10 protein-coding genes are annotated in these 11202 nt (G+C 63.6%); 1 reads left to right on the top strand and 9 read right to left on the bottom strand.

Annotation, left to right across the window (positions count from 1 at the left end):
- Positions 1 to 126: 126 nt before the first annotated feature.
- The 4 genes from M0D68_RS36470 to M0D68_RS36455 form a co-directional block, all read right to left on the bottom strand.
- On the bottom strand, positions 127 to 1080 hold the full coding sequence (locus M0D68_RS36470) for a patatin-like phospholipase family protein (RefSeq protein ID WP_093646802.1): 954 nt from the start codon (positions 1078 to 1080) through the stop codon (positions 127 to 129).
- A gap of 21 nt (positions 1081 to 1101) precedes the next feature.
- Positions 1102 to 1653, bottom strand: coding sequence for a hypothetical protein (locus tag M0D68_RS36465; RefSeq protein ID WP_093646800.1), 552 nt, complete (start codon positions 1651 to 1653; stop codon positions 1102 to 1104).
- A 517-nt stretch (positions 1654 to 2170) separates the two neighbouring features.
- Positions 2171 to 3361, bottom strand: coding sequence for an acyl-CoA dehydrogenase family protein (locus tag M0D68_RS36460; RefSeq protein ID WP_266226905.1), 1191 nt, complete (start codon positions 3359 to 3361; stop codon positions 2171 to 2173).
- 22 nt (positions 3362 to 3383) lie between these two features.
- Positions 3384 to 4370, bottom strand: a complete 987-nt coding sequence (locus M0D68_RS36455) for an ABC transporter substrate-binding protein (RefSeq protein WP_266226904.1) — start codon at positions 4368 to 4370, stop codon at positions 3384 to 3386.
- Positions 4371 to 4567: 197 nt separating this feature from the next.
- Between M0D68_RS36455 and M0D68_RS36450 the strand changes: the two genes are divergently transcribed.
- Positions 4568 to 5479: a LysR family transcriptional regulator gene (locus M0D68_RS36450; RefSeq protein ID WP_308187619.1), complete on the top strand. Its 912-nt coding sequence runs from the start codon at positions 4568 to 4570 to the stop codon at positions 5477 to 5479.
- Between the two features lie 19 nt (positions 5480 to 5498).
- Here the strand turns inward: M0D68_RS36450 and M0D68_RS36445 are convergent, their stop codons facing one another.
- From M0D68_RS36445 to M0D68_RS36425, 5 genes are all read right to left on the bottom strand, one after another.
- Positions 5499 to 7100 carry a rhodanese-related sulfurtransferase gene (locus tag M0D68_RS36445; protein ID WP_266226901.1) on the bottom strand — a complete coding sequence of 534 codons (1602 nt, stop codon included), beginning with the start codon at positions 7098 to 7100 and terminating at the stop codon, positions 5499 to 5501.
- The gene (locus M0D68_RS36440) at positions 7097 to 7705 is read right to left on the bottom strand and encodes a cysteine dioxygenase (protein ID WP_266226899.1); all 609 of its coding nucleotides are present in this window, start codon (positions 7703 to 7705) and stop codon (positions 7097 to 7099) included. Before M0D68_RS36440 ends, M0D68_RS36445 begins: the two co-directional genes overlap by 4 nt.
- A gap of 33 nt (positions 7706 to 7738) precedes the next feature.
- On the bottom strand, positions 7739 to 8800 hold the full coding sequence (locus M0D68_RS36435) for an ABC transporter substrate-binding protein (protein WP_266226897.1): 1062 nt from the start codon (positions 8798 to 8800) through the stop codon (positions 7739 to 7741).
- Positions 8801 to 8812: 12 nt separating this feature from the next.
- Entirely contained in the window at positions 8813 to 9619 is an 807-nt protein-coding gene (locus M0D68_RS36430) for a class II aldolase/adducin family protein (RefSeq protein WP_266226907.1), read from the bottom strand.
- 213 nt (positions 9620 to 9832) lie between these two features.
- The gene (locus tag M0D68_RS36425) at positions 9833 to 10912 is read right to left on the bottom strand and encodes an LLM class flavin-dependent oxidoreductase (RefSeq protein ID WP_266226895.1); all 1080 of its coding nucleotides are present in this window, start codon (positions 10910 to 10912) and stop codon (positions 9833 to 9835) included.
- Between the last annotated feature and the right edge of the window lie 290 nt (positions 10913 to 11202).

The following is an 11202-nucleotide window of genomic DNA, read 5'->3' as shown; positions in this document are numbered from 1 at the left end:
GCGGCAAAGAAAAGTAGGTGCCCCCCCGCACAGGGGGAACGCTAATAAACCACTAGCAAATCAAGGAAAGGCCAAAGCCCCAGGAACACAGACAATAAGCGCCGCGAAGGCAAAAAAACCAAACCTTCATTCAATCCCCAACCGAGCCCGAATAGCCGGCAACATATACTCAACCGCCGCGCGCCCCTCCTCCATCGCGGGCCCGGCCCGGTGAAAATCAAAAATCCCCATCCCACCCAGCCGTGGCTGAATCAAAATATCCGCCGGCTCACCCGCCAGCCGGCTCCTCGAAATCCGCACCTGCATGATGTCGATGCTCTGCGCGATCGAACTCAGCATCGACGGCACCCGCGCACTTGGCGCCGGCGCCACCCGCACATCATCGGAAGCGCGCCCTTCGGCAGGTGCCAGCCAGCGTGGCCAAGGCTTGCCGTTACGCCGTAACGCGACCGGCGGCGGCGCATCCGGATCCAGCGCCGGCGTGTCAACCGCCGCTCCACCAAAATCGCGCCCATTCAGAATGTCGTTGTTCAGATCCACCGCGATCACGCAGTCCGCCCGCATGCCGCGCGCCACCGAGACCGGCACCGGATTACTCAAGCCGCCATCCACCAGCCACACACCGTTGTGATACACCGGCGTGAAAATCCCCGGAATCGCAATCGAGGCGCGCACCGCGTCCACCACGCTGCCGTCCTGTAACCAGCTCTCGCGGCCCGAATCGAGTTCGGTGGCCACCGCCGCGAACGGCATGTTCAATTGCGCAATCGAGCGGCCGGCGAATTTGTCCGCGAATATCTGGATCACCTTGCGCCCGCCCAGCAAGCCGCCCGAAAAACGTAGATCGAGCAGCCTCACCACGGTTTGCCAGGTGAGCTTCGACACCCATTCTTCAAGCCAGTCGAGATCGCCGTTGGCATACACGGCACCGACCAGCGCGCCAATCGACGTGCCGCACACCACATCTGGCTTGATGCCCGCATCGTGCAACGCGCGAATCGCACCGATATGCGCCCAGCCACGTGCTGCGCCGCCCCCCAACACCAGCCCGATCCGGCTGTATCGACGTCGATGTATCATGTGTTCCCCGCCTTTTACCGGCTAGCGCCCGCGTATCACGTCCGAGCGCGATGTCGTGTACACCTTCTGATATTGGTCGAAGTGCACGTTGAAAATGCCTTCTTCGGTCACACCGCCCTCGCGCCATTTCCAGCTCCACACGGTCTCCGGCTTGAGCGGAAACACGGCGATCTGACCTGGCTTGCCGAGCAGGCGGCGTACTTCGTCTTCCGTCATGCCGATGCGAATCTTCCCGAAGTTGTCGGCGGTCAGCACCTGCGTGATGGATTGCAATTTGCCGTCACGGTCGATGTCGACCATGTACGTGTTCAGTCCTTGCGGGCCGCGCGGATATTCGAAACGCTTGGAACCGTCGGTAAAAGTGCGCTCGGTTTCCGGCTTGCCCATCTGATCGCGGATCTGCGCCTCAGTGGTAATGCCCGGCGTCATATTCTTGAGTAGCAACGCGTCCGGCTTGACGGCGTTGAAGAATTCCTTGAGTTTTTGCACGGCACGGTCGCTCTGTTGGTCGTCGCAACCGGTCAGTGCAACGCACGCGGCCAGCATCGCGACAGTAAGCAGTTTGAGGCTCACAGCGAGTTTCCTGTACGGACACGAAGCGGCAATCCGCCCGCATCCCGTTGTGTAGGGTGTACTACAGGATAACCGCGTGCGCGAAAAACCGCGAGCGACGCAGGCAATGCGCTCAAGGGCCGCCGTGCGGCGTGTGTTGCAGAGGAATGCGAGAAACCGTCTCCACAAACAAAAAGGCGACGCTGTGCAAAGCGTCGCCAAGTCGGTCGATACGGTCAAACCGGAAACCAAACAGCGGCTGAACAGCCGCTTGAAACGCAGCATCGCGGACGACGCGCAGCGGTCCGGTCCCGGGCGAAGCGGTGAGAGACCTTGGCCTCTGACCTTGCGCCGTCGCCTGAATGGCGGACCGCTGCTTGTTTGGCCGCCCTGGTCCCTCGATAAGCCCCTCAAGTGCAGCTAATCTAAACGGATTGCCGGATTTAAACGAGAGCGCGTTTACACCGAATTGGCAGAGGATTTGCAGTGGGCTGCGCAGGCGCAGCACCCGGTTTGCACGGCAGTCGTGCAGCTCTCCCTACGCGCGGACAAACGCAGCGAAACCCGCGCGCCCTGCCCCCTGCAGCACCGAATCGTTCTGTGGCGTATGAATTCGCGCGCACAGCACGTCGCGATAGTGACGCTCGAGCGCATTGTCGCGACTCAGACCGGGATTGCCGCTTGCCTCGACGGCCAGTTGCACCGCCTCTATGGCCTGGTTCGTCACCGTGTACTTGACGAGCGGCGCTTCATCGAGTGTCACGCGTTCGGTGTGCGCGCTTGCGTCGAGCAGCACACGATTGCTGAACAGTAGCGCGTCGATGCGGCCGAGCGTCTGCTGAAACGCGGGCAAGCTCGCGAGCGGCGCGCCGAGATTGCCGGGCGTGCGTTCAGCGGCCCATTGCGCGAACCAGTCGCGCGCCGCCCGTGCGACGCCGTCATACACCGCCGACAACAGCACGCTCATCCACGCGAAGCCAAGTGCATCGAGTCCCGCACCCGGCTCGCCAGGCGGATGGACGTCAACCGCGTGAGCAGCCGGTACGAACACGTTCTCGAACACGAGCTCGTGACTGCCCGTGGCGCGCATGCCGAGATGATTCCACTCGCTGCCGACTCGCACGCCCGGGGTGTCCCGATGCACCAGCCACACGCCAACGCGCGGCGGCGTCTCGTCGCTGCGCGCCCATACCGCAAGCCAGGCGAGACCCGGGCTGCCGGTCGAGTACAGCTTGCTGCCGTCGATGATCCAGCCATCGGCGCTGCGCTTCGCAATCGTCGACGGCAAACCGCCGCGTGCCGGCGTGCCCAGCTCGGGCTCGACGCGCAGCGAGTTGATCAAGGCGCCATCGCGTACCGCTTCACGCGCCACACGTTCACGCAGTTCAACAGGCCAATGCGGGTTGCCCTGCAAGCGATGATGAAACAGGTATTGCATCACCAGCACCAGTGCCGTGGAAGGCTCGCCGCGCGCCACCGCGCGCACCACCTTCAAAGCCTGCGGCAAGCTCGCACCCGCACCGCCAAGCGATGCGGGCACCGTTAACGAGAGCAGATCGAATTCATGCAAGCGCGCCAGATTGGCGTGCGGAAATTCCGCCGTGCGGTCGTAGTGAGCCGCACCGGCAGCGAACTCGCTCGTGAGCTTCGCGAGCAGCGCGTCGAACGCAGCACTATCGAGCGGTGGATGACGGCGCGTCACGGCGCTATTGGCAATCGGGGCATTCATGCGAGGACTCCGGCAGGCCGCGTCAAGGCAACGGGAAACTGCGATCGAAGCTCGTACGCACGTCGAGATGCGCACGAATCACATTGGCGGCTTCGTAGGTATCGGCGGTGCGCTGCTGCGCGCTGACGACGCTGTCGTCGATCGCCACCGGATGCACCTGGCCGCGCTGATAGACGGTTTTCAGCACATCGGTCGGCAGGCCCGTGACTTTCGATTGCATCGCCGCCACCTCGTCGGGATGCGAAAGCGCCCAACGCTGGCCGATCGCCACGCGTCGCAGGAAGTCGGCGAGTTGCGCGCGCTTCTCCGCGATCGCGCGTTCGGTCGCAACCTGATAGCTGAGCCCTTCGGACAGGCCGACGCCGTTGGCGATGATGCGATCGTGATCGCGCGCTTCACCGAGCGCCGTATACGGGTCCCACACCGACCATGCATCGACGCTGCCCGACGCAAGCGCCGCCTTCGCATCGGCGGGTGCGAGGAACACGAACGTGACGTCGCTGACCGGCACGTTGGCCTTCTTCAATGCGGCGAGCGCGAGATAATGGCCGATCGAACCGCGCGTCGTGGCGATGCGTTTGCCCTTCAGGCTCGCTGCATCGTTCAACGGCGATTGCGCGCCGACGACGATCGCCAGATCCAGCGGATTCGACCGGGTTGCCGCGACCGCACGGACCCGCGCGCCGGCTGCGAGCGCGAACACGAGCGGCGCGTCGCCGAGTCCGCCTACATCCACCGCGCCGGCGTTCAGCGCTTCGCCAAGCGGTTGCGCGGCAGGAAAGTTGAACCACTCGATCTTGTACGGCAGGTCTTGGAGTTGTCCGGATGCTTCGAGAATGCCGCGGGTTTGCAAGGACTGGTCGCCGACTTTGAGCACGGGTAGATCCGCCGCAAAAGACTGCGTTGCGCAAAGCGTCGCGCACAGTGCGAGCACCGCCGCGCCGAGTGGTTTGAGCAACGCACGTTGCAAGACGGATGAGGCGGAGAACGAAGAACTAGGAGTCGGCATGGCGGCGGTTACGTCGTGGCATTCAGATAATGTGCTATCGACGATAAGGCACGCATCTGTATAAGACAAACGCATTATTCTGCTAAGCAAATATGCGAATTTTATTGACCGGCGAGGCGTGCGCGCACATCGATACGGGTATCATCGAACGCACGAATCTTGCGCCTCGCAGCGCACTCACCAAGTCACCGCTCATCATGAAGATCGACGAAATCGACGCATACGTCACCGTCATTCGCTGTCAGTCGTTGCAACAGGCAGCGCTCTCACTCGGCCTCACGCAACCGGCAATCACGCGCCGCCTGCAGAATTTCGAAGAGGCGCTCGGCGTCGAATTGCTCGACCGCAATACACGTCCGCTCAAAGCGACGGCAACAGGCCGCATCGTCTACGAACAATGCCGAGTGATCCAGCGTGAACTCGACGTGCTGCGCGAGATCGTCGCCACCGACACCCCGCCCGTGGGCACGCTGCGCCTCGGCGTCGCGCAGACGATTGCCGATATCGCGCTGACCGATGCGATGCGCGGCCTCAAGTCGGCTTATCCGGATCTGCAAGCGCGTGCGTCGACCGGTTGGGGCAGCCAGCTTCTGCAACGTGTCGAACAGGGCGAACTCGACGCCGCCGCGATCCTGCTGCCGAGCAACAAGACCTTCGACGAGATCCTGTCGGCGCGCTCGCTCGGCCGCATCAAACTGGCGGTGGTCGCGCAAAAAGGTATGTTGAAGAAACGCACGCACACGCTGGCGGAATGCCAGTCGGTCGGGTGGGTATTGAATCCGGATGGATGCGGCTTTCGCGATGGCCTGCAGCGCACGCTGACGGGTCTTGGGCTCGCGCTCAAGCTCAATCTGGAAACGCTCGGCACCGAGCTGCAATTGCAACTGGTCGCCGACGGCAACGGTTTGGGCCTCGTGCCTTTACCTCTGCTGCACGCCAGCGCTCACGCGGACGCACTCGATATCGTGTCGATCAGCGACTTCAAACCGCTCATCGATATCTGGCTCGTGCATCCGCGCGTGCTGGGTAAATTGCAACAGCCGGTCGAGCGCTTCGGCGCGGCGATCGAGCGGCAATTCAAGGAGGCGCGAGCACAGCGCGCGGCTTGAGCCACGCGCCGCTTGCCCATCAGATCACGCGAAAACCGTGCGTTCCATCGCGCCCAAGCTGGGCAACGAGGCCGTACTCCCACTCCAGATAGGCGTTCATCGCTTCGCGCGCGTTATCGGTTCCTTCATACGGACGACGATAGCGATCGATGCGCGGCGACGCCAGCCGCGTCTCACCGCTCTCCACGGCGAAGCCCGCTTCGATCCACGCGTTCGTGCCGCCGGCCAGCACCTGCACCGGCTTGCCCGTCAGCGCCGCCAACTCAGGCGCGGCAAAGCGCGCAAGCAGACTGCTGCCGCAGGTCACCACATAACGCTGCGCGTCCGGCAGCTTGCGTAACGCTTCGTCGAGTTGCCCACGAATCGCGAACCATGCGCCGGGAATATGGCGCTTCACATAGTTCGCGCTGGTCGTGAAATCCAGCACGACGGTGCCCGGTGATTGCAGCAGCGTCACCAGTCCGGCCGGCGTGATCTCTTCAACAGCAGGCGGCGTGGGCGCAAAGCGCGCGGCGGGCGCGGCGCCCTTTTCGCTGAAGTCCGCGTTGCCTAGGCCGTCCACCACATACACCTCGACGTTCATCTGCGCGAGCCACGACGCGCTCATGTTCGCGCGCACGCCGTCGTTGTCCGCGAGGATCACGCGCGCGCCGCGCACCGGCGCGAACATATCGGTCTCCTGCACGAGTTGACCGCCGGGCGCATTGCGAAATCCGGGTACGTGGCCCGCTTCGTATTCTTCCGGCGTACGCACGTCGAAACGATAGACGGTGCGTACCGCTTCATCGGCCCAGCGACGCGCTTCATCGCGCGACGTGCGGCCTACCCTGGCGCGATCCGCCACCGCGCGCGCGGAATCGGCGGCGGCGAGGCGAACCGTGTCGTCGACAATCGGCTCGAAGCGCCGCGAGCTGCCGTGCGCGAGTGCCTGACCGGCAAGCGTCCAGCCGATGGTGCCATTGCGAAGCGCCGCAACCGGATTCGGCACCCCCGCATTGATCAATGACTGCGCACCGATAATGCTGCGCGTGCGCCCCGCGCAATTGACGATGATCCGCGTGGCGGGATTCGGCGCGAGCTGCCGCGCACGCAATACCAGTTCCGCGCCCGGCACGCTGATGCTGCCGGGAATATTCATGGTCTGGTATTCGTCGAAGCGGCGTGCGTCTAGCACCACCACATCGGCTTCATGATCGAGCAGTGCGAGCACCTGCGGCGCGCCGAGCGACGGCGTATGGCGCTCGCTTTCGACCAGTTCGCCGAATGCCTTGCTCGGCACGTTGACGTCCTGGAACAGCTCACCGCCCGCCTCGCGCCAGCCTTGCAAACCGCCATCGAGCAGCGCGACATTGGTATAGCCCAGCTCGTTCAAGCGGCGTGCGGCGCGTTCGGCAAGTCCTTCGCCGTCGTCGAACGCCACGATCGGCACGTCGCGGCGCGGCAGGCGCACCGGCGCTTCCAGTTCGAGTCGCGAGAGCGGCAGGTTGGCCGCGAACAGCGGATGACTGCGTGCGTGCGGATCCTCCTCACGCACGTCGACGAGCGCGATTTCCTCGCGCTCGAGCAGTGCGCGGCGCACGTCTTTGAATGATCGGGTACGGAATTCTGTAGCGAAACTCATGAGATCAGGGACTCCTTCGAAACATTCCAGATATTCGGCAACACATCGTTCGAGTAGCCGGAGATAAAGGTTTTTCGGCCTCCGCCGGCTGGGTAGACGGAACGCGTCACCGCGCCAATATTTCCACCGTACACGTGAATGCTGATCGACGTACGATCGTCAAAAGCATTACTGACACGATGGATATCGCCGATGCGCGGCGACACGGCATCCACCGCGCCGGCATCGAGGCGCTTTGCTGCCCCCTCTTCTTCCGGCGCGCCGTCTGGCGTGATGCGATATCCCTGAGCAATTTCCGCACCACGCAACACACCGATCAAACCCCATACGGTGTGGTCATGGACCGGCGTCGACTGGCCCGGTCCCCATACAAAACTTACGATTGAAAAACGCTGCTGCGAATCCGCGTGCAACAGGAATTGTTGATAGCGCTCGGGGTCGGGCCGCGCGAAGGCGTCGGGCAACCAGTCGTCGTGGGCGATCAGCTCGCGCAGCGCGGCGCCGCCAGATTCGAGCAGATGCGCTTCGGGCGCGCGCTCGTCGACGAGCGACGCAATCCGTCCGACGAACACGCGCAGCCGGTCCGGTCTCAAAGCTTGAGTCATCGAATGTTCAGAATGTGGGTTGACTTGAATTTGTCACGCACCGCGGGCGAGCGCGGCGTTGAAGGTGTCGGTCCATAACGGTGCGACGTCGACATGCCGGTCGATGACCGCGGCGCGCGCGAACGTATCGGCAACCTGCTGCTCGCTGGCGATGTCCGCCGCCGTGACGCCGGTCACGCGGCGCGCCTGGCTCTGGTTGCGATACAAGGAACGGATCGCCTCCTCGGGCACCCGCAACTCCGCGGACAACACCTTCGCGTACGCATCCTGATGCTGGCCGAACCATGTGCAGGCGCGTTGCAACCGCACCAGCAGATCCGCGGACGCGGCCCGCCGTTGCGGATCGGCGAGTACCGACGGATGACAGTAGTACAGGTAATTGCCGGACAAATAGCCGTTGGCGTTTTTCAGCACGCGCGCACCCGCTTGAGAGATTGCAAGCGGCACGTTGTAGCCGTAGATCGCCCAGGCATCGAGCGAACCGGCGTTGAAAGCGGCGAAACCGTCGCGCGGCGCAAGCGAGGTAGCCTGAATATCGCTGAACGATAGCCCCGCCTCTTCGAGCATGCGCAGCAGGTAGTAATGCGTCGTGGTGGCGCGCAGATAGCCGACGCGTTTGCCCTTCAGATCGGCGATCGAACGGATCGTCGAGCCCTTCGGGACCAGCACCACCTGGTTGTTGACGTCGTCCTTGTAGACGGCGATCACGCGCACCTGAGCGTTCTGCAGTCGCGCGAAGATCGGCGGGATTTCGCTGCCGGAGGCGATATCGAGCGAGCCGCCGTTCATCGCCTCGACCATCGCGTTGCCGGACTGGAATTCGGACCAGTCGATGGCGTAGGGCGTATCCGCGAGGCCAGCGGTTTTTAGCAGCGTAGCGTCGCCGCCTTTGTAGGTTGCAACACGCAAACGGACTTTGCTGAGGTCGACAGACGGATCGGTTTTCTCGCTTGCCGCCGGCGTGGCTGCTGCGGCGGCTGTCGAAATCAAACCTGTACCTGCTGCTCCAAGGAATGAGGCTGACAGCGCGACCGGCAGCGCGGACACGAGCCGGCGGCGCCGGAGCGAAACCGGCGAATCGAAACGTTGGGTCATCTTATGGGGTGCTCAGGTAAGGACGTCAGGCTCGGCTTCGACCAGCCCTTCCAGCAGGCTCTGGAACGCAAACAGCGCACCACCGGGGCGGCCGACCTGCTCGTGCGTGAGCGTGGCGACGTCGTGCGGGATGGCTTGCGGCGTGCCCGCGGCTTCGGCGAGCAATTGCGCATGGCAGGCGTTGTCGAGCGCGATATACCACCACGCCGCCGCCTCGACGCTTGGACCCGCCGTCAGGATGCCGTGATTCTTCAGGATCACCGCCTTGCGTGCGCCCAGCGCCGTGGCGATGCGCGCACCTTCATCGGTATCGAGCACCACGCCGCGGAAGTCGTCGAACAAGGCGTGGTCCTGATAGAAGGCGCACGAGTCCTGCGTCAACGGATCGAGCGTGCGGCCGAGCGTGGACCATGCCTTGCCGTAGAGCGAATGCGTGTGCGCGGCGGCAATCACATCCGGACGCGCCTCGTGAATCGCCGCGTGAATCGCGAAGGCCGCCTGATTCACCGGCCCTTCGCCGACCACGATCTCCCCTTCCGCATTCACCAGCAGCAGATCCGTCACGCGGATGCGGCTGAAGTGCTTGCCGAACGGATTGACCCAGAAGTGATCGGGCCACTCGGGATCGCGCGCGGTGATATGGCCGGCGAGACCCTGATCGAAACCGTAGCGGGCGAACAGGCGAAACGCCACGGCGAGCCGTTCCTGCCGATAGCGCCGCTCGGCCCCGATGCTGGCGCGCGGCGGGACGTCGTCGAACCAGAATTTGCGCAGCGGCGCGTGACGCTGGAGTGGCGGTGTATCTGCGGTGTTTTGCAGCGTGGGAGTGCTTTGCGGCTCCGGGGTGCTTTGCGGCTCCGGGGTGCTTTGCGGCTCCGGGGTGCTTTGCGGCGCGTGGGCACCTTGTGGCGCTGCGATGTCTTGCAACGAGCGGGTACTTTGCGGCTCCGGCGTGTCTTGCAGCGCGCCGGTACTTTGCGACTCCGGGGTGTTTTGCAACGCGGCGGATAGATCGGTCATCTGTGGCTCCGTTCAGGCGGCTACGCGTTCGACGCGCGCGATCCGTTCGCGAGTGGCCGGAATCAGCTCGCGGCCATAGTCGACGGCGTCTTCGAGCGGATCGAAGCCGCGCACAAGGAAAGTCGACACGCCAAGCGCGTAATACTCCGCGAGCGTTTCGGCGACCTGTTCCGGCGTGCCGACCAGCGCGGTCGAATTCGAGCGTCCGCCGATTTCCTTGGCGACGCCGGTCCACAGACGTTCATCGACGCGATCCGATTCACCTGATGCCGCGAGCAGCCGCCGCGCGCCTTCACTTTGCGCCGGGCCGCCGACGCCGAGTCCTTGCGCCGCGCGCAGCCGCCGGGTTTCTTCGAGGATATGCTCCGCGCGTTCCCACGCGGCGGCTTCGGTAGCTGCGAGGATGGGCCGGAACGACACGGAAAAGCGCACGTTACGGCCGTGTTTCGCGGCTTCGGCACGCACGCGGGTGACCTGTTCGCGCACTTGCGCCTTCGATTCGCCCCACAGCGCGTAGACATCGGCATGACGTCCGGCAATTTCGAGCGCGGGCGCCGACGCGCCGCCGAAATACACGGGGATATGCGGTTGCTGCACCGGCTTCACTTCGGAGAAGCCTTGTTCGAAACGATAGTACTGACCGTTGTGATCGAAGGGTTTCGCTTCGGTCCAGATGCGGCGCAGGATGTGCAGGTATTCGTCGGTGCGGGCGTAGCGTTCGTCGTGCGACAGGTAGTCCCCATCGCGGCGTTGTTCGGCGTCATCGCCACCGGAGATGATGTGGACGGCGAGACGGCCGCCGGAATAGTGATCGAGGGTTGCCAGTTGGCGCGCAGCGAGCGTGGGCGAGATGAAGCCGGGGCGATGGGCGAGCATGAAATGCACTTTGCTCGTGACGCTGGCCGCGTGGGCGACGGTGAGGAGCGCATCGGGGCTCGTCGAATGATGCGGCACGAGAATGCGGTCGAAGCCCGCGGCTTCGTGAGCGCGGGCGAACTGCTCCACGTAGTCGATGTCGATGATGGGCCCTTGCGGGGCGTGGGTCTCGGACACCTTGCGGGTCTGGATCATGCCGATGAATTCGATGGACACGGTGGTGTCTCCCAAGGGTGGTTTTTTGCCCGGCGGGGCGGTGGCTTTCTTGAATGGGTGTGGTGCTCTGTTCGAGGGGATTAAGGTAGCAGCGCTACATGCGGTTGTTAAATATTGATCGGACATATCTATATCGGGATTGCATGTAAAAGGGGGTGGCGGCGCTGGGCTTGGTCTTGTTTTTTTGCCTTCGGCGGTGGGGTTTTCTTGAGTTGGTTGCCTGCTGGGCGCTTGTTTGTCCGTGTTCCTGGGGCTTTGGCCTTTCCTTGAATTGTTAGTGGTCTATTAGC

Origin of the sequence: Paraburkholderia sp. SEWSISQ10-3 4 (assembly GCF_030464785.1) — a bacterium.
GTDB classification, from domain to species: Bacteria; Pseudomonadota; Gammaproteobacteria; order Burkholderiales; family Burkholderiaceae; genus Paraburkholderia; species Paraburkholderia aspalathi.
Note: the sequence above shows the minus strand (reverse complement) of the source record. Positions and strands in the feature narration are given on the sequence as shown.